This window comes from Geomonas azotofigens, from assembly GCF_018919395.1.
Classification (GTDB): Bacteria; Desulfobacterota; Desulfuromonadia; order Geobacterales; family Geobacteraceae; genus Geomonas; species Geomonas azotofigens.
In genome coordinates this window covers 630,404-648,445 of the sequence record NZ_JAHLME010000001.1, presented here as the reverse complement: position 1 = coordinate 648,445, position 18,042 = coordinate 630,404, and the positions used below count along the sequence as shown (strand labels likewise).

16 protein-coding genes are annotated in these 18,042 nt (G+C 62.5%); 6 read left to right on the top strand and 10 right to left on the bottom strand.

Annotated features, from left to right (window positions below; all coding sequences use genetic code 11):
• Positions 1-9 precede the first annotated feature (9 nt).
• The 7 genes from KOL99_RS02880 to KOL99_RS02850 all read right to left on the bottom strand — a co-directional run bounded on the left by KOL99_RS02880 (position 10) and on the right by KOL99_RS02850 (position 5,464).
• Positions 10-201: a hypothetical protein gene (locus KOL99_RS02880; protein WP_216508979.1), complete on the bottom strand. Its 192-nt coding sequence runs from the start codon at positions 199-201 to the stop codon at positions 10-12.
• A 76-nt stretch (positions 202-277) separates the two neighbouring features.
• Positions 278-1,045, bottom strand: a complete 768-nt coding sequence (locus KOL99_RS02875; RefSeq protein WP_216508978.1) for a protoheme IX farnesyltransferase — start codon at positions 1,043-1,045, stop codon at positions 278-280.
• 62 nt (positions 1,046-1,107) lie between these two features.
• Positions 1,108-2,010 (bottom strand): cytochrome c oxidase subunit II, encoded by a 903-nt coding sequence (gene coxB / locus KOL99_RS02870; protein ID WP_216508977.1) that lies wholly within the window; start codon positions 2,008-2,010, stop codon positions 1,108-1,110.
• Positions 2,011-2,020: 10 nt separating this feature from the next.
• Positions 2,021-2,308, bottom strand: coding sequence for a cytochrome C oxidase subunit IV family protein (locus tag KOL99_RS02865; protein WP_183344182.1), 288 nt, complete (start codon positions 2,306-2,308; stop codon positions 2,021-2,023).
• 49 nt (positions 2,309-2,357) lie between these two features.
• Positions 2,358-2,957, bottom strand: a complete 600-nt coding sequence (locus tag KOL99_RS02860) for a cytochrome c oxidase subunit 3 family protein (RefSeq protein WP_216508976.1) — start codon at positions 2,955-2,957, stop codon at positions 2,358-2,360.
• Entirely contained in the window at positions 2,954-4,573 is a 1,620-nt protein-coding gene (gene ctaD, locus KOL99_RS02855; protein WP_216508975.1) for a cytochrome c oxidase subunit I, read from the bottom strand. Before ctaD ends, KOL99_RS02860 begins: the two co-directional genes overlap by 4 nt.
• A 27-nt stretch (positions 4,574-4,600) precedes the next feature.
• The gene (locus tag KOL99_RS02850; protein WP_236025741.1) at positions 4,601-5,464 is read right to left on the bottom strand and encodes an SCO family protein; all 864 of its coding nucleotides are present in this window, start codon (positions 5,462-5,464) and stop codon (positions 4,601-4,603) included.
• A 251-nt stretch (positions 5,465-5,715) separates the two neighbouring features.
• Here KOL99_RS02850 and KOL99_RS02845 point away from each other — a divergent pair, with 251 nt between their 5' ends.
• From KOL99_RS02845 to KOL99_RS02820, 6 genes are all read left to right on the top strand, one after another.
• A complete protein-coding gene (locus KOL99_RS02845; RefSeq protein ID WP_216508974.1) occupies positions 5,716-5,904 on the top strand; it encodes a hypothetical protein in 189 nt (62 codons plus the stop codon).
• 156 nt (positions 5,905-6,060) lie between these two features.
• Positions 6,061-7,617 carry a bacteriohemerythrin gene (locus KOL99_RS02840; RefSeq protein ID WP_216508973.1) on the top strand — a complete coding sequence of 519 codons (1,557 nt, stop codon included), beginning with the start codon at positions 6,061-6,063 and terminating at the stop codon, positions 7,615-7,617.
• A 228-nt stretch (positions 7,618-7,845) separates the two neighbouring features.
• Complete coding sequence (hemH, locus tag KOL99_RS02835) at positions 7,846-8,802, top strand: ferrochelatase (protein ID WP_216508972.1); 957 nt, start codon at positions 7,846-7,848, stop codon at positions 8,800-8,802.
• Positions 8,799-8,978: a hypothetical protein gene (locus KOL99_RS02830; RefSeq protein WP_183344170.1), complete on the top strand. Its 180-nt coding sequence runs from the start codon at positions 8,799-8,801 to the stop codon at positions 8,976-8,978. Before hemH ends, KOL99_RS02830 begins: the two co-directional genes overlap by 4 nt.
• Before the next feature lie 137 nt (positions 8,979-9,115).
• Entirely contained in the window at positions 9,116-9,934 is an 819-nt protein-coding gene (locus tag KOL99_RS02825; protein WP_216508971.1) for an AAA family ATPase, read from the top strand.
• Between the two features lie 8 nt (positions 9,935-9,942).
• Positions 9,943-11,895, top strand: a complete 1,953-nt coding sequence (locus KOL99_RS02820; RefSeq protein WP_216508970.1) for a TraB/GumN family protein — start codon at positions 9,943-9,945, stop codon at positions 11,893-11,895.
• A 103-nt stretch (positions 11,896-11,998) separates the two neighbouring features.
• On the opposite strand, the gene selB is transcribed toward KOL99_RS02820, so the two are convergent.
• From selB to KOL99_RS02805, 3 genes are all read right to left on the bottom strand, one after another.
• Complete coding sequence (gene selB, locus KOL99_RS02815) at positions 11,999-13,909, bottom strand: selenocysteine-specific translation elongation factor (protein ID WP_216508969.1); 1,911 nt, start codon at positions 13,907-13,909, stop codon at positions 11,999-12,001.
• A 288-nt stretch (positions 13,910-14,197) separates the two neighbouring features.
• Positions 14,198-16,003: an ABC transporter ATP-binding protein gene (locus KOL99_RS02810; protein WP_216508968.1), complete on the bottom strand. Its 1,806-nt coding sequence runs from the start codon at positions 16,001-16,003 to the stop codon at positions 14,198-14,200.
• Positions 16,004-16,170: 167 nt separating this feature from the next.
• The gene (locus KOL99_RS02805) at positions 16,171-17,880 is read right to left on the bottom strand and encodes an ABC transporter ATP-binding protein (RefSeq protein ID WP_216509392.1); all 1,710 of its coding nucleotides are present in this window, start codon (positions 17,878-17,880) and stop codon (positions 16,171-16,173) included.
• Positions 17,881-18,042 lie beyond the last annotated feature (162 nt).

Here is an 18,042-nt window from a genome sequence, read left to right as displayed (position 1 = left end):
GCGGGGTAGTCAGCGGGTGACCTTGAGGCTTCTGGGGTTGCAGACGACCAACGGGTCATCCGCCTGCACCTTGCATTTGTTGCAGTAGACGATCGGCTTCGCACCGTGGCGCTCGAATTCTTCCATCCTGCCATCCTTCTTCAGCTTGCACATGTGGGTCTTGTGCCGTGCCGGCTGCTCGCAATTTTCCTTGTCCCCCATCAGCAACCTCCTGCACATCTTGTCAAAGTCCCCTCTTCCTTCCGGGAGATGGGGATCTGAATCGCAAATCCGTGGATCAAAAGCCGTACAGCGCGAGGGTGAGCAGCGCAGGGAAGATGTTGACGCCGGCGAATGCCGCGCTCTCCCAGCGCTCGAACGGGTACAGCAAGAGCGGCAGGCAAAAGGCGATGCACCACAGGGGTGCGTGCTGGCCCGCGATCAGGCCGAAGACCGGCAGCATCAGCGTCGCGGCGACCATGGCTACCAGCCACAGCACCAGAAACGGCGCCGGTCCCCGGAAACTGCGCGGGACGAAAAGGGGGATGCGGGCCCGGCGGTAGTCCTCGGCGTGCCTTTTCTGCAGCATCCAGAAGTGCGGCACCTGCCAAAGGTACAGGATGCCGCAGAGCAGGACGATCCTGAAATCGGTGACCGCGCCGCCGGCCGCGCTCCAGCCGATTAACGGTGGCAGCGCACCGCAGACGGCACCGACCAGCAGGGCGAACGGAGTGCGGCGCTTGAGCGGGGTGTAGACGAGGAGGTACCAGAGGAGGGTCACCAGGGCGAGGCCAAGGGGCAGCGGCCCGATGAGGTTCAGAAGCATCGCCCCGGCGCCGAGGGTCACCAGGGCGATGGACAAACCGCCCGGCACGCCGAGCTCGCCAGCGGCGAGCGGACGCCGCTTGGTGCGGTCCATCACGGCATCGATGTCGCGCTCCAGCACTTGGTTAAAGGCGGAGGCGGCACACGCCATCAGGGCCACGCCGGCAAAGAGAGGAAAAGCATCCGGTTGCGGCTGGGTCCGGCACAGCAGGTATCCGCCCAGCGCCGCCGTTGCATTCATCAAGGCCAGCGGGAGCCGGAACAGCCGGTACAGTCCTTTAGTTTTGCAAACTGCAGGTGCGATCACTTTTCCCCTTCCAGGAATTCCACTATCGCCTTCAGCTCCGCCTCGGGGATCTCGTTTTTGGGCATGATGGGGGGGAAGCCCTCCACGATCGCGGCGCCGGGATCGACGATGGACTCACGCAGGTACTTCTCGTCCGCCTTCACCGTCTCGGGCTTGCCACCGCGGGTCACCTTGACCTGGCTGTCGTAGAGCCCCTTGAAGGTCGGTCCCACCTTGGGGGTGCCATCCAGGGAGTGGCATCCCAGGCAGCCGTATTTCTGCAGCAATTCCTGCCCCTGTGCCCCCACACTGGCCGGCTTTTGGCCCAGCCAGGCCGCGAACTGCTCCGGCGGCAGCGCCTCGACCGAACTGATCATGGCGGAGTGCCCGGTGCCGCAGTACTGTGAGCAGAAGAGATCATAACTGCCGGGAGTGGTGGCGACGAACCAGACGTGGTTCTTCATCCCCGGCACCACGTCGCGCTTGACCCGGAACGCCGGCAGGTAAAAGCCGTGCACCACGTCCTTGGACACCAGGTTCACCTGCACTGGCCTTCCCACCGGGACGTAGAGCTTCGGACTCGTCTTGCCGTTGTCATAGACGAAGTTCCAGGACCACATGCGCGCCTCCGCCGTCACCTGCATGGCGTTCTGGGGGACGGTGCGCAGCGACAGGTAGCTGGTCCAGCCGTAGTAGAACATACCGATCACCAGCAGGGTGGGGAGCAGGGTCCAGATCACTTCCAGCAGCGGGCTCCCCGCCACCTGCGAGGTCGGCTCCGGGTTCTTCGAGCGGCGGTAGCGCACCACGAAGTAGATCATGGTGATGGTGATCCCCAAAAGGAGCACCGTGCAGGCGCCGAAGAGGAACTTGAAGACAGGGTCGACTGCTTGCGTCGTCGTCAATAGCTGATTTTCCACGTTCGCCCCTTTAACGGTAGAGTACGTCGAAGAAGGTTCCCCCGATGAAGCCCGCCAGGGTGAAGAGCGCCACGAACAGGATGATCCGGAACAGCCGCGGCTCGTACTTCATGTGCATGAAGAAGGCGATGACCAGGCCGGACTTGACGCTGGCGATGGCAAGCGCCGCCCATACCTTCCAGACCCCCAGCTCGACCCGGGTCACCATGATGGTCGCCGCGGTCAGGACCAGCAGCGCCACCCAGACGGTGGTCAGTTTTCCGTAACTCAGGATGTGTTCCGCGTGTTCCTCTGTCATACGTTCACTCCGAAAGTGTGAGCTTCCTTCGCCCCGACCTGGATCACCATCACAGGATCAGGTAGTAGAGCGGGAAGATGAAGATCCAGACCAGGTCCACCAGGTGCCAGTACAGGGTCACGTTTTCCAGCGTCACGTTGTCGCCCGCGTTGATCCTCTCTTTTTGCACCATCACCGCGGTCCAGCTCATCAGCACCGCGCCGACGATGACATGGATGCCATGCAGGCCGGTGGTGAGGTAGTAGAGGCTGAAGAATATGGACTCGCCCGGCGGCCCCGCGATCAGCTTGGGGGAGTTGGGGTAGATACCGTGGTGGAACTTGGCGCTCCACTCCAGGTACTTGATCCCCAGGAAGATGAAGGCGCAGCCGACGGTCCCGGAAAGAAGCCCGAGCGTCAGTTTTTTGGCCCCCGTCTTGATGGCGGTCACCGACATGGCCGCCAAAAGCGAGCTGGTGAGGAGCACCACCGTGTTGGTCGCGCCGTAGACCAGGTCCAGCTGGTGGCCGCCGAGCCCGAACTCCTTCGGATAGCGGGTCAGATAGACCGAGTAGAGGATGAAGACGCCGCCGAAGAGGAGCATCTCGGTGAACAGGAACAACCACATGCCGAGCTTCGCGCCGAAACTGTCTTTTTCCAGGTGACTCATGGAATCCCCGCCCCTTTGAAATCATACGGCCCGTGGGTCACCACCGGGTCCTGCTCGAAGTTCTCCGTCGGCGGCGGGGTGGGGACACTCCATTCCAGCGTCGCCCCGCCCCAGGGGTTGCCGGTGAACGCCTCCCCCTTGAAGAGACCATGCCAGAGGTTCCACACCACGATGGCGACCCCGGTCAGGAGGATCCAGCTTCCCACCGTGGCCACGAAGTTCAGCCGTGCGAATTCCGGGAGGTAGTCGTAGTAGCGCCGCGGCATCCCCTCCATTCCCAGCACCTGCATGGTGAAGTAGAGGATGTTGAAGCCGATGAACATGAGCACCCACCCGACGATGGCCGGCTTCTCCTTGTACCTGCGCCCGAAGTACTTGGGGAGCCAGTAGTGGGCCGCCGCGAAGAAGGCGAAGCCGGTGCCGCCGAACATGACGTAGTGGAAGTGCCCCACCACGAAATGGGTGTCGTGCACGTGGATGTCGGTGGCGGCCGCGCCCAGGATGAGGCCGGAGAGCCCGCCGATCGAGAAGAGCAGGATGAAGGAGAGCGCGAAGAGCATGGGCGCTTCCAGCGAGATCGACCCCTTGTACATGGTGGAGACCCAGTTGAACACCTTGATGGCCGAGGGGATCGCCACGATGAAGGTCAGGAAGGAGAAGACCAGAACGCCCAAGTCGCTCATCCCCGAGGTGTACATGTGGTGCCCCCAGACGGCCGAGCCGGCCGCCGCGATGGCGAGGCTCGAGAAGGCGATCATCTTGTAGCCGAAGATCGGCTTTCGGGAGAAGACCGGGATGATGTCGGAGATGACCCCCATGCCGGGCAGGATCATGATGTAGACCGCCGGATGCGAGTAGATCCAGAACATGTGCTGGTACATGACCGGGTCGCCGCCGCGGGTGGGGTCGAAGAGACCGAGCCCCAGTATCCTTTCGGTGACCACGAGCAAGAGGGTGATGGCGATGATCGGGGTTGCCAGCACCTGCACCCAGGCCGTCGCGTAGAGGCTCCAGGCGAAGAGCGGGATGCGGGTCCAGGTCATCCCGGGGGCGCGCATCCTGTGGATGGTGGTGATGAAGTTGATCCCGGTGAGGATGGAGGAGAAGCCGAGCACGAAGACGCCGAACACCGCCAGCGAGACGTTGGTCGTGGTCCGGGCGCTGAAGGGTACGTAGAAGGTCCAGCCGGTGTCGGGGGCTCCCCCGCCGGTGAAGAGCGAGGTGAGCACGATGACGGCGCCGATGGCGTAGAGCCACCAGGAGAATAGGTTCACCCGCGGGAAGGCGACATCCCGCGCGCCGAGCTGTATGGGGAGCACCAGGTTGCCGAAAGAGGCGGGTATCCCCGGGATGATGAAGAGAAAGATCATCACCACCCCGTGCACCGTGAACATCGCGTTGTAGGTCTGCGCGGTCATGATGGTCGGTCCCGGCGCCATAAGTTCCAGCCGGATCAAGAGCCCGAGGAAGGCGCCGACCAGGAAGAAGCCGAGCACGCAGTAAAGGTACATCAACCCGATCCGCTTGTGGTCGGTCGAGAATATCCAGGCTCCGATCCCGGTCCTCCCGGAATCCCGCCAAAAGCCGCCTTCTGCCATTGCCGTTTCGTGACTCATTTTTCCCCCGAATCCTGCAACGCCTTGTTAGGAGACGTTGTTGCCATTGCGCTTGTTGCTGCCGTTTTTGTTGTTCCCCCCCACGACCAGGAAGATGATGAAGCCCACCACGCAGACGATGATCGCCGTCGCGCTCACCCGAAGGATGTTGAACTCGTAGCTCTTGCTGTTGGGGTCGAAGCTGAAGCAGTAGCTGACCATCTTGCTTATGGTGGTGCCGACGCGGCCCTGACGCGCTTCCATGAGGGCCAGCGTGACGTCCTTGGGAAGGAATTGGGTACCGTAAAGGTAGCGTACGATCAGGCCGTCGCGCGCCACGATGAAGCTGACCACGGGGTGCACGAAGTCGTTACCCTTGCGCTGGAAATGAAACCCCGCCGCGTCGGTGAGCGCGCGTATGTTGACCGCGTCGCCGGTGAGAAAGGTCCAGTTTCCTTCCGGGAACTTCCCTTTCATCACCGCCTGGTACATATGCTTGGACTTCAGCGCCCGCTGCGGGTTCTCACGCTCGTCGAAGCTGACCGAGATGACCCGGTACTCCTTCCCCGGTTCCAGCTTGATCTCGGGGAGCGCCCGGGCCAGCCCTTCCTGCAGGTAGTTACAGACGTTGGTGCAGGAGTAGTAGACCGGGAGGATGATGGTCGGGCCGGTGATCAGTTCGCGCAGGCGCCGCTGACGGCCGTTCTCGTCGATGAACACCAGGTCGAGCGGGATCTTGGACCCCAGCCGCTCGTCGAGCCCCACCTTGGCATCCGTCTGCGCCGCGCCCTCATGATGGGCGGAGGCGTCCTCCTCGCTATGGGCACGCACAGCAGCCGGGGAGAGCAGCAGGACCGCCACCCCCAACAACACCGCACGCCTGAGAAATCCAATGATACTCATCGCTTCCATTACACCTCTCATGGGAAAAACAAGTGCTCATTATAAATCAATCTTTCTCGCTGTCCACATGAGGCGCCATATTTCCCTAGGAAAGACCCCACCCCGCATCTTTTTCCCTGTGTTGACGGGGACATCCCTCCAGTCAGAAGATTAAACTTGACTTAATCTTCCTATACATTAGACTGTGCCAATGTTTTTCCTCATATGGCAGTCTGGCCGGGGGGCTCTCCGATGCCTCCCCGGCAACAAGGAGGTCGGCTATGAAGAGTTTTCCTAGCAAGATCGTTATGGCAGCCATCATCCTCTCCTGCGGGTTCGTGATGCAGATCGAGCAGTCGGAAAAGGTCCAGCACAGAGAGAGAAACCAGCACATCACCAACCCCGAAGTCGCCGCCAACCTCGCCCCAGTGCAGGATCGGCTGCACCAAGGCGGACGCCCTTCCTGGTAACAACCACGCATCTGTACAATCCACGCTGCCCCAAAATCCGGTCGCGACAGGATCAGTTTCGGACTTTAATTGTAAACAACACGATACCTTTAAAGTTTTAGTCTTGTGCAGACGATAATCTCCTTGAGTGTGAAAAGCCAGAAAAGGAGATCGTTCATGTCTTTTAGTGCCCGCCTTATCACGATCAACCTGATTGCTGTCTGTGCGACAGTCGCCTCTACCATTGCCTTGGGGAACTGCGGCAACATCCTGACTATGGTGGCGGCCGGGACCTTCATCTTTATCATTGCAGCGCTGGCCAGTTGGTTCGTGGCCCGCTCCGAATCCCGGGTGCTGCGGGAGATTGCCGACGCATTGGAGGCAGCGGCCCAGGGGACGCTCTCCCGCCGCGTCGAGCATATCCCCAGCGGCGAGATCGGTCGCATCGCGACCGCCTTCAACAACATGATGGGGGACTGGAACAAGACCATGCACCAGTTCTTCACCGTCACCGACCTGGTCCGGGACTCGGTCGCGCTGGTGAGCGCCACCAACGACGCCATGGCGTCGGCCGCCGAGGACGTCGCCATGCAGGCGTCCACCATCGCCACCGCCAGCGAAGAGATGTCCGCCACCTCGGCCGACATCGCGCGCAACTGCATCTACGCCGCCGAGAACGCCCACAAGGCGACCGCGGAGACCACCGCTGGCGCCGAGATCGTCAGCAACAGCGCCCGGCTCATGGAGAACATCGCCCAGCGCGTCACCTCCACCTCGACCTCCGTGGCGGGACTCGGTGAGCGCTCCGACCAGATCGGCGCCATCGCCGGCACCATCGAGGACATCGCCGACCAGACCAACCTGCTCGCGCTGAACGCCGCCATCGAGGCGGCCCGCGCCGGCGAGACCGGACGCGGCTTCGCGGTCGTGGCCGACGAGGTGCGCGCGCTGGCCGAGCGGACCACCCGCGCCACCAAGGAGATCGACAGCATGATCAAGTCGATCCAGAGCGAGACCCGGGACGCCGTCGGCGCCATGAGCGAAGGGGTGCAACAGGTGAACCAGGGGACCGCGGAGACCTGCCGCTCCGGCGAGGCGCTGAACGGGATCCTGAGCATGATCAACGATTTGACCATGCAGCTCTCCCAGATCGCCACCGCCGCGGAGGAGCAGACCGCGACCACCCACGAGATCACCGGCAATATCCAGATGATCACCTCCGTGGTGAACAGCAACGTGGAGAGCGCCCGCAACACCAAGGCCGCCACCAGCAAGCTGGTGCAGCAGGTGGACGAACTGCATGAGCTGGTGTCGCACTTCCAGCTCTCCGACGCCATGGTCTGGGACCAGAGCTTCGCCACCACCATCAGCACCTTTGACGATCAGCACAAGAAGCTGTTCGCCATGGTGAACGAGCTGGCCCAGGCGATGCAGCACAAGCGCAGCAAGGAGGCGATCGGCTCGGTGCTGCAGCGCCTGATCGAGTACACCGGCAGCCACTTCGCCGCCGAGGAAGAGGCTTTCCGTAAATCCGGCTACCCGGAGGAGACCGCGCACGTCCAGCAGCACAAGGCCCTGGTGAGCCAGGTGCTCGAGCTGCAGGCGAAGTTCAACTCCGGCGAGACGGTGCTCACCCACGACGTGATCGAGTTCCTGCAGAACTGGCTGGTGAACCACATCAAGGGGACCGACAAACGCTACGGCCCCCACCTCGCCAAGGCCGGCGTCCGCTAAGGTAAAACCATTTAACAGGGATAAAGGGGATAAAAGGGATAACTGCGTAAATCAGAAGCTTAGGGTTTTAAACCAAAGCCGTGTGGTTTTCGCTGTTCATCCCTTCTATCCTTTTTATCCCTGTTAATTTGTTTTGCCGTTCCCCCTTCCCAATGAATTAAACCGGTTCTACTTCCCCGCGTTTTCTGCTACATTTCTTGGGCCACTATTCTCGCCCAAGAGGTTGCCATGTCTGACAAAACCGCACTCCTGCTGCTCCAGATGGGCGGCCCCGATTCACTCGATGCCGTGCACCCTTTCCTCATGAACCTGTTCACGGACCGCGACATCATCAAGATCGGGCCGGCCTTTTTGCAGCCTTTTATCGCCCGGCGCATCGTCAACAAGCGGGCCCCCAAGGTGGAGGAGTACTACCGCCAGATCGGCGGTAAGTCCCCGATCCGCGAGTTGACCGAGGCCCAGGGTGCCGGGCTGCAGGCGCTGTTGGGTGACCGTTTCCGCTCCTTCGTCGCCATGCGCTACTCCCGCCCCTCCACCATCGACGCGCTGGCGGCCATCAAGCGCGAAGGAATCAAGCGCGTGGTGGCGCTCTCGCTGTACCCGCACTACTCCAGGGCAACCACCGGCTCCAGCGTCAACGAACTGCAGCGCGTGCTGAAGGAGGCGAACGCCGACTTCGAGATCATTTACATCGACCGTTTCTACAACCACCCGCTCTACATCAAGGCGCTGGCCGGCAAGGTGATCCGGGGGCTGCAGGCCTTCCCGAACCCCAAGGACGTCGAAATCGTCTTCTCGGCCCACTCGCTCCCCCAGTCCTTCATCGACGAAGGCGACCCGTACCTGGCGCACATCCAGGAGACGGTTCGCCTGGTGATGGAGCAGGTCGGCGAGGCGAGCCATCTGCTCTGCTTCCAGTCCAAGGCGAGCAAGGTGAAGTGGCTGGAGCCCTCCACCGAGGCGACCATCCAGCGGCTGGCCAAGGAAGGGAAGGAGAACCTCTTGATGGTGCCGCTCTCCTTCGTCTCCGACCATATCGAAACCCTCTACGAGATCGACATCCAGTACGCCGAGGAGGCCAAGGCGCACGGCATCAAGCGCTTCGTCAGGACCGAGTCACTCAACTCCGACCCGATCTTCCTGGACTGCCTGGCGGACCTGGTGCGGACCACGGTAAAAGCATGAAAACCTGCAGCATCTGCAAGACGGAGTACGACGAGAACGAGCCGGATTCGCTGTACGGCGAGGCGGGAGAGTGGCTGGCGGAGGAATTCTTCAAGGACGCCGGCGAGCTCTGCAAAAGCTGCCGCGAGAACCGCGCCCGTCTGGTCATGATGTACGGGCACGAAATGAATACCTAAAACCATTAAAACCGTTAGCCACGGAGAAAATCTGAGGACATCTGAGCAAACCTGAACCCCTAAAGCTCTTGTTTTGGTTCTCTCAGATTTTCTCCGAATTTCTCCGTGGCTAATGGTTCGGTTTTTTTGGAGCTTTTATGGACCGCATAACCCTGGACGGCATCAGCCTGACCCTCGCCAACCCGATCGAGCTCCCCCTGCGCTGGGTGGGGGACGAGGAACTGCTCCGGCAGCTTCTGGCTGCCTGGATGGTCATCGACGAGCGCGACATCCCCTTCAACCCGCGCCTGATCGGCAAGCCGGGCGTGGGCAAGACCACCCTCGCCTACGCCGCCGCCAAGAGACTGGGGCGCAAGGTGTACCTGTTCCAGGCCACCATGGACACCCGCCCCGAGGACCTGATCGTCACGCCGGTGATCGGCCCGGAAGGGACCATCCAGTACGCCGCATCGTCGCTGGTATCCGCCATGATCTCGGGCGGCGTGCTGATCCTGGACGAGGGGAACCGGATGAGCGAGAAGGCGTGGGCGTCGCTGGCGCCGCTTCTGGACGACCGCCGCTACGTCGAGTCGATCATCACCGGCCTGAGGATCCAGGCCCACCCGGACTTCCGCATCGTGGTGACCATGAACGAGGACTCCTCCACCTTCGAGGTACCGGAGTACATCCATTCCCGCCTGCAGCCGCAGCTCTTCATCGACTTCCCCGAGGCGGAGGAGGAACTGGCCATCCTGAAGGAGAACCTCCCTTTCGCCGGGAGCTCCATTCTCAATTACGTCGTGCAGTTCCTGCAGCGCGGCCACGCCGCGGACGAGCCGTACTCCGTGCGCGACGGCATCAACATCGCCCGCTATGCCCTTAAGATGATGGCCGCGACCGAAAAGGACCCGCGCGAACTGCTGCCGCTCGCGGTGGAGCGGATCCTTGGCGAAGAGGCCTTGCGCTACCTGAAGTAGCGGTTGCTATGGCCGACCAACTCTACCTGGAACATTTCGGCAACGTCCACGCCCTCCCGATCCTGCACTACCGGATGGAGTTCGCCCACCTTGTGCGGGAGGCGTTCGAGACCGTAAAGCCCGACTGCATCGCGCTGGAGCTCCCGCAGACGCTGGAACAGCAGTTCCTGCGCGGCGTGCGGCGCCTGCCGGAGATCTCGGTGCTCGCCTACCACGTCGCCGCCCAGTCCGTGTTCCTCATCATAGAGCCGGCCGATCCCCTGATCGAGGGGGCGCGGCTCGCCCTGGAAAACGACGTCCCACTGCACCTGGTCGATATCGACCTCGACTCCTACCCTTCCCACCCGGAACAACTTCCCGATTCGTACTCGGTGCAGCGCATCGGCCTGGAGCCGTTCTACCGCGAGGTCGCCAAGCTGTACCGGGAGATCCCGCCCTGCGAGGAGGACCTGCGCCGGGAGCGCGGCATGGCGTACCGGTTGCGGCAGCTTTCCCAACAGCACGAGCGCGTCCTCTTCATCTGCGGCATGGCGCACCTGGAGCGGATCCGCCACGACTTCGGGGCGCCACAGGCCCAGCCACTCACCCGTACCCGGCGCGAGGGGATCACCATCTTCAACCTGCACCCGGAGTGCTGCCACGAAGTGCTGGCCGAGTACCCCTTTCTTTCAGCCCTCTACGAGACCAGGCGCTCTCCCCTCCCCCCCGAACCGGCCCCTGGTGGTCCCTCGCTCAGGAAGAGCTTCAACGCTTTCGAGCTGATCCTCGGCGGGAAGCAGAATATCCCCGAGGAGGAGGCGCTGGCCGAATCGGTGCAGAGGAGCGCGCACCGGATCGGACCGGAAGGGGAACTGCCTGACCGGCAGAAAATCATGCTGCGGCTGTTCCTGGAAGCGGCGCGGCACTACCGGCAGGAGACCGGCGACAAGGTGCACTACTGGCAGAAACGCGCCTTCTTCCGTTTCGCCCGCAACTACGCGCTTTTGTCGCGCATGCTGCTCCCGGACCTGTTCCAGATGTTGGCCGCCGCCCGCGGCTGCCTGGACGACAACTTCGCGTACGCCTTCTTCCGGCTGGCCGCCCACTATCCCTGGCAGCGCGAGGGGAGCGACATCCCCACCCTGCGCCTCTCCGCCGCCGAGCTCTGGTCCGCCACCAAGCGGATCCGGTTCCGTCCGCGCGAGCAGGTGCGCGCCAAGGGGATGTCGCGGCTCAAGATGATGAACCGCAAGAAGGAAAAGCGGCCCGGGGACTGGCTGGAGGGGTTCGACGATCCCTATATCTGCTCCTTCCCCCCCGAGGATCTCAACATCGAGGAATACGGCCGCAACCTGAAGCGGATCGGGGCCCGGCAGTTGAGCGAGGAGGCGAGCAAGTCGGAGCCCTTCAGTTCGTCGCTTCTGGACGGGATCGACATGCGCGAGACGCTGCGCAACATTCACGAGGGAAAGATTTACGTCCGTGAGAACAAGCGGCTAAAGAGCGGCGTGGGGTGCGTGGTGGTGATCCTCGACGAGGACAAGGAGGGGACGAAGTACCCGTACTGCATGACGTGGCTTGGGGAGCACGCCCAGGAGTCCGACATGGCCTTCTACGCCACGCCGCCCACGGACAACATCGTAGGGCCCGGCATTTCGCGCTGCGAGTACGGCGGCTTCCTGTTGAGCTACCCGCCGCGGCGCATGGTGGACGTCTGGCACGACCCGGACTACCGGTATGCGCTCAGTAAATCCGAGCACCTGCTCATGGCAGCGCTCGATTATTCATTGGAGAAGGACGTGGTCTATGCCGCCGCCAAGCCGCCGCGGAGTTTCCTGAAGCAGCACGCGGCACGGTTGGGGAAGAGGATCATCTACCTGCCGCTGGGGAGCCTCTCCCCCGTCGCCCTGAAGAAGCTGCGCGCCTTCCACATCCTCTACGGGCGGGATAAGCGGGACATCGCCAAGGATTATATTTGGTAAGCAGGTAGGGGCAAAAATGGTTCGCGGCAAAATAAAAAAGGCCCTCGCACCGGAGGGCCTTTTTCGTTTTCTTTTATCTTAATCTCAGCCCAAATCTGTTTCCTTATCCCTTCCTCAACACCCTCTTATCGCCCATCCGGATGGTGAGCTTCTCCTGGTCGAAGTATTCCAGAAGCGGGATCATGAACTTTCTGGAGAGGCCGGTGATGTCACGGAACTCGGGCGGAGTGATCTCTCCCTTTTCCTTCAGGTGGGCAACCAGCTTGTCACGCAACTCGTTGACGGCGCCGGGCGCATAGAAGATGTCCCCCTTGATCTTGGCCACCCTTCCCTCGCGGAACATCATGTTGGCGTGATCGAGCACCTGCTTCTCGGTGGCGCCGACCAGGTCGCAGAGCTCCTTCAAGGTGGGAGGCTCGAACCAGGCCTTGGTGAGCGCGTCTTCAAGGGCACGCTGCACGCTGGCCTGGTCCTGGGTGACGCCGACCTTCCGGCCGGGGAGCTTCACCAACTCGCGATCTGAAAGCGCCAAGCCGTCCTTCTCCAGGCTCGCCAGCACCGGGCCAAAAAAGCGCGCGTCGCTGCGCTTGGGAATTCTGGATTTCAGCTCCTCTTTGCCGATACCTTCCTGCATCGGGTTGTCCTGGAGGTATTCATGCAACTCATCTGAAAGCTTTTGCTTCAAATGGGCGAAGGCGTCCTTGCTGAGGAAGATGCGCGGCTCCTTGACCACCTGCAACACGGCTCCGCTGGAGAGCAGCGGGGCCAGGGCGGCTTCGATCCTCTTGCCCGACATCCCGGAACGGTTCACCATCTCCTGGATGGAAATGCCGGAAAGGAGCGACGACTCGACCAACAGCCGGATGCGCTCCTGGTCCACGCCGGACTCGACGGCCTCGAGCAGCGCAAGCGCCTCCGCGGAACGGCGACGGCGGCGCGGGGGCGCGGGGTCCAGCACGGTCCCCCCGCCCAGGGTCGCCTGCGGCGAGTAGGTACGCAGCACGAACGGGTCGCCCGGCAAGAGCAGCACCGGGTGGTCGAGACGGAGTTGCACGTAAGCGCTTTCGCCGGGCTGCAGCGCGTCGCGGTCGAACAGGATCACCTTTGCGGGAACCTCGTAGGTGGCCGAGTGCAGCCGGACGCCGGCGCGGTGCTTCAGCTCCTTGCCCATGGAGGCGAGATAGTTGAGCCTCACGTCGACGGCGCTGGTCGGCTTGTAGAGCCCCTTGGGAACCACCACGTCGCCGCGCTGCACGTCGGTGTGGTCCACCCCCTGGAGATTGACGGCGAGCCGTTCGCCCGCCCCACCCTTTTCGACTTTGGAGCCGAAAGACTGCACGCCGCGCACGCGACAGGCGATACCGGAGGGAAGGATCTCGACCTCATCGCCGACGGTGACGGCACCGGAGAGGAGCGTGCCGGTAACGACGGTACCGAAGCCGGTCACGGTGAAAACGCGGTCCACCGGCAGCCGGAAGGGAGAGTCGACCCGCTTCTGCTCGATCTCCTTCGCGATCTTAGTAAGTTCCGCCTTCAGGTTGTCGATGCCGTCGCCGGTGCGGGAGGAAACGCTGATGACGGGCGCGCCGGCGAGAAAGCTTTCGGCGAGGTAGTCCCGCACCTCTTCGGTGACCAGGTCGAGCCAATCCGGTTCCACCATGTCCTTCTTGGTGAGCACCACGATGCCGCGCTTCACGCCGAGCAACTGGCAGATCTCCAGGTGCTCGCGGGTCTGGGGCATGATCCCTTCGTCCGCCGCGATCACCAGAAGCACCAGGTCCATCCCCCCCACGCCGGCGACCATGGTGCGCACGAAGCGCTCATGGCCCGGAACGTCGACGATACCGAAGCGCAGGTCCCCCGGGAGTTCCAGGTGCGCGAAGCCGAGCTCGATGGTGATGCCGCGGGCCTTCTCCTCCTTGAGGCGGTCCGTGTCAACGCCGGTCAGCGCCTTCACCAGGGAGGTCTTGCCATGGTCTATGTGTCCGGCGGTGCCGAGAATGAGATGCTTCATGGTGAGGCTCCGTGAAAAAATTCTTTCCTATATCTCAATTTTTGAATCAAAGGTCAATCGGTCTTTCGTCAGGAGTCAATGTTGTCCGATTGGATGTGTCCACTGTAGGGGCGAATAATCATTCGCCCCCCTTAGATCGCATCTCGACCTCTGATGCCGAAGGCGGGGTCGGGGCACCGGCGGCTGGGCGAATAATTATTCGCCCCTACAGGACGTACGAGTCGCGGAGCCTGCATGGAAGCCCTCACCTCAGCCCCTCTCCCGGAGGGCGAGGGGATTGCGATGATCCTAATCCTTAAACTGCAGCTGGTAAAGCCGGTAGTAGAGCCCCTGCGCGGCCATGAGCTCGGCGTGGGTCCCCTCTTCCGCCTTCTCGCCGCGGTGGATGACGACGATGCGGTCGGCATCCCGAATGGTGGAGAGCCGGTGCGCCACCACCAGCGTGGTGCGCCCCTGCATCAGCCCCTCGAGCCCCTGCTGGATCAACCGCTCGCTGGCGGTGTCCACGCTCGCCGTCGCCTCGTCCAACACCAGGATCTCGGGATCGAAGGCCACGGCGCGGGCAAAGGAGATCAACTGCCGCTCACCTGCTGAGAAGTTCACACCGCGCTCGCGCACCTCCTCCTCGTACCCCTTGGGAAGCTCCCGGATGAAACGATCGGCCCCGACCACGGCAGCGGCCTGTTCCACCCTCTTCAGGGCCTCGGGATCGCCCAGCGAGATGTTGTAGGCGATGGTGCCCGAGAAGAGATAGGGATCCTGCAGCACGACGCCGATCCGCTTGCGCAGCGCCGGGAGCGGGAGCTCCCGGATGTCGGTGCCGTCAATGGTGATAGTGCCGCGCTCGACGTCGTAGAGCCGGGACAGGAGCCGGGTCACGGTGGTCTTGCCGCCGCCGGTCTCCCCCACCAGCGCCACTTTCTCGCCGCGCTTCATCTGCAGGGAGAACCCTTTCAGCACGTAATCGCGTTCCTTGTAGGCGAACCAGATGTCGTTGAAGCAGATGCTCCGCAGGCCGTCCGCCGGAGAACCCTCGCAGGCGGGCGCCGCTCCGGCCGTCCGCTCCGTCGCCGGCAGCGCGCCGGGCTCGCGGTCCTGGTTGTCCAAGAGGGCGAAGATCCGCTCCAGTGACGCCATCGCCCCCTGCATGATCGAGTACTTGGCGGAGAGGTCGCGGATCGGGGAGAAGAACTTCTCGATGTACTGGATGAAGGCGACCAGGGAACCGAAGGAGAGGGTCCCCTTCACGATCTCGCCGCCGCCGTACCAGATGATCAAGGCCACCGCCACCGAGGAGAGCGATTCCACCACCGCGTAGAGCGCGGCGTCCCAGGTGATCACCGGGAGGTTCGCCTCCACGTAGGAGGCGTTCAGCCTTTGGAATTCCTTGGCCTCGTCCCGTTCCCGGTTGAAGAGCTGCACCACCGCCATGCCGCCGATGCTCTCCGCGAGGAAGGCGGAGAGGTTGGCCTGGCGCGCGCGCACCTGGCGGAAGGCGAGCCGCATCCACTTCCGGAAGGCGAAGGCGACCCAGATCAGCACCGGCAGCACCGAGAAGGTGACCAGCGAGAGTCGCACGTTCATCCAGAGCATGATGCCGACGATCCCCGCCAGCACCAGGATGTCGCCGACCACGGTCACGATGCCGGCGGCGAACATCTCTCCCAGGACCTCGATGTCGCTGGTCAGCCGGGAGACGAGGCTACCGACCGGGGTCTGGTCGAAGAAGCGGGTGGAGAGGCGCTGGATGTGGCTGAAGAGGCGGACCCGGATGTCGTACATGACCCGCTGCCCCACCCACTGCAGCAGGTAGACCTGGGTGAACATGAGGATCGATTCGGCGAAGATGACTGCCAGGAAGGCAGCGGCCAGGGCGGGGAGTCCCTCCATGCGCCCTTTTACGATGTGGTCGTCGATGGCTACCTTGATGATCCAGGGCTGGGCGAGTTTGGTGGCGGCGATGAAGGGGAGCACCAGGAGCGCCGTGACCAGCATGCGGCGATAGGGGAGGACATAGGCGAAAAAGCGCCCCATCAGGCGCCGATCGTACACCTTACCTACCGTTTCATCCTCGTAGATCCCGCCGAAGTGCATGCCGCTCCCTTAAAACATAAAAAGCCTGAAAACCTTTGTATTTAACGCAAAGCCGCAAGGACGCAAAGAAAAACCTAAAACATAAACGGTCTAACCCCTAAAACCTTCAAGGTTTTTGATTCTCTTTGCGCCTTTGCGTCGTTGCGTTAAAAAATTGCTTTTTGCCTTTAAAGCCTCTCTATCTCCGCCTTAAGCTGTTCTTCCCTGTGGATGGCGGCGTAGCGGCCGCCCAGGTCCAGGAGCTCCGCATGGCTCCCCTCTTCGACGATGCTCCCCTGCTCCAGCACGATGATCCGGTCGCAGTTGCGCAGCGGGGAGAGCCGGTGCGATACGATCAGCACGGTCCTTTTGCCGTAATAACCGGAAAGCGCGGACAGGATCTCCTCCTCGGTATCGGCGTCGACGGCGGAAAGGGGATCGTCCAGTATCAGTATGCTCGGCTCCTTGATGAGAGCGCGGGCGATGGAGACGCGCTGCTTCTGCCCGCCCGACAGCGTCACCCCCCGCTCTCCGACCAGCGTGTCCAGCCCCTGCGGGAAACGGGTCAGGTCCCCGGATAATCCCGCGATCTGGGCGGCACGCTCGATCTCCTCCCGGGTCGCGCCCGGTTTGCCGTAGCCGATGTTCTCGGCGATGGTGCGGGAGAAGAGGAAGGTCTCCTGGGGTACGAAGCCGACCGCCTCGCGGATGCGCGTTATCGGGAGCCGGTTCAAGTCGATGCCGTCGATGAACAACGAGCCGTCGGCCACCGGGAAGAGCCGCGGGATCATGCGCACCAGGGTGGACTTGCCGCTCCCCACCACGCCGACGATGCCGATGCGGGCGCCCCTGGCGATCTTCAGGTCGATGCCGCGCAGCATTTCGGCGCTGCCGTAGCTGAAACTGAGGTTGCGGTACTCGATCTCTCCCTTGATGTGGCCGGGATCCACGGGCTGCTCCGGTTCGACCACCTGGGAGAGCGCGTTCAGTATCTCGCTCAAGCGGGTCATCGATGCCGCTCCCCGCTGCACCAGGTTCAGGATCCAGCCGAACATGATGGTCGGCCAGACCAGCATGGCGAGGTAGCCGTTGAAGGCGACGAAGCCGCCCAAGGTCAGTTCGCCGCGAATGACCTGGTTGCCGCCGACGAAAAGGATGACCAGGGTGCCGATGGCGCCGGTCGCCGCCATCACCGGCAGCATCAGTCCGCGGATCTTGGCCATGGCCATGCTGGCTTCGCTGTAGCTGTCGCACACCGCGCCGAAGCTCTCGATCTCGCCGTCCTCGCGGCAGTAGGCCCGCACCACCGCGGCTGCGGAGACGTTCTCCTCGACACGGGTGGTGAGCCGGGCCAGCGCCTCCTGGGTCCGCTTGGAGATCCGGAACATCGAGGCGCTCATCTGCTTCACGATCAGGATCATGATCGGGAAGGGAAGTACCGAGCACAGGGTGAGAAACGGGGAGATCCGGGTCAGCAGGATCAGCGAGGCGGTGTAGATCACCACCGTGTTGAGCAGGCTCAGGACGCCGAAGCCGAGCAGCATCCTGACGTTGGTGAGATCGTTGGCCAGCCGGGACAGGATGTCGCCGGTGCGCCAGTTGGAGAAGTAGGTGCGATCGAGGGTGAGCAGCTTGGCGTAAAGGTCCTCGCGCAGTTCGTACTCGATGCGGCGGCCGGCATTGAGGAGCGTAGTGCGGGAAAAGACACGGATGATCCCCTGTGCCACCGCGGCCGCAGCGATCATGGCCCCGTACTGGGCGGGTGTGTAGCCGGCCTTGGCGGGAGCCTGCAGCGCCTCGATGGCCAGTTTCAGAAGCCACGGGATGGCGAGTCCGCACAGGTTGGTCCCTACCAGCAGCAGGGCCCCAAGCAGGTAAGCCCCCCGGCGATTGCGCATGTAGCTGTATAGTCTTCTCAATTCGCCGATGGCCCACCTCACGGATAACGCCCCGACAGTATTATTACATTTCGTTTTTCCTGTCAAAGTATTTGCCGATTCCAATGATTTACGGCGCTTGTTTTAAAAAAACGTAAACACACTCTTTTGACCCGGCCAAAC

Excerpts from the sequence above, each read along its gene's own strand:
- KOL99_RS02860 (WP_216508976.1), bottom strand. The coding sequence starts at position 2,957 with ATGAGTCACCTGGAAAAAGACAGTTTCGGCGCGAAGCTCGGCATGTGG.
- KOL99_RS02850 (WP_236025741.1), bottom strand. The coding sequence starts at position 5,464 with ATGGAAGCGATGAGTATCATTGGATTTCTCAGGCGTGCGGTGTTGTTG.
- KOL99_RS02865 (WP_183344182.1), bottom strand. The coding sequence starts at position 2,308 with ATGACAGAGGAACACGCGGAACACATCCTGAGTTACGGAAAACTGACC.
- KOL99_RS02830 (WP_183344170.1), top strand. The coding sequence starts at position 8,799 with ATGAAAACCTGCAGCATCTGCAAGACGGAGTACGACGAGAACGAGCCG.
- KOL99_RS02875 (WP_216508978.1), bottom strand. The coding sequence starts at position 1,045 with ATGAATGCAACGGCGGCGCTGGGCGGATACCTGCTGTGCCGGACCCAG.
- KOL99_RS02825 (WP_216508971.1), top strand. The coding sequence starts at position 9,116 with ATGGACCGCATAACCCTGGACGGCATCAGCCTGACCCTCGCCAACCCG.
- KOL99_RS02810 (WP_216508968.1), bottom strand. The coding sequence starts at position 16,003 with ATGCACTTCGGCGGGATCTACGAGGATGAAACGGTAGGTAAGGTGTAC.
- KOL99_RS02820 (WP_216508970.1), top strand. The coding sequence starts at position 9,943 with ATGGCCGACCAACTCTACCTGGAACATTTCGGCAACGTCCACGCCCTC.
- KOL99_RS02880 (WP_216508979.1), bottom strand. The coding sequence starts at position 201 with ATGGGGGACAAGGAAAATTGCGAGCAGCCGGCACGGCACAAGACCCAC.
- selB (WP_216508969.1), bottom strand. The coding sequence starts at position 13,909 with ATGAAGCATCTCATTCTCGGCACCGCCGGACACATAGACCATGGCAAG.
- KOL99_RS02805 (WP_216509392.1), bottom strand. The coding sequence starts at position 17,880 with ATGCGCAATCGCCGGGGGGCTTACCTGCTTGGGGCCCTGCTGCTGGTA.
- KOL99_RS02840 (WP_216508973.1), top strand. The coding sequence starts at position 6,061 with ATGTCTTTTAGTGCCCGCCTTATCACGATCAACCTGATTGCTGTCTGT.
- KOL99_RS02845 (WP_216508974.1), top strand. The coding sequence starts at position 5,716 with ATGAAGAGTTTTCCTAGCAAGATCGTTATGGCAGCCATCATCCTCTCC.
- ctaD (WP_216508975.1), bottom strand. The coding sequence starts at position 4,573 with ATGAGTCACGAAACGGCAATGGCAGAAGGCGGCTTTTGGCGGGATTCC.
- hemH (WP_216508972.1), top strand. The coding sequence starts at position 7,846 with ATGTCTGACAAAACCGCACTCCTGCTGCTCCAGATGGGCGGCCCCGAT.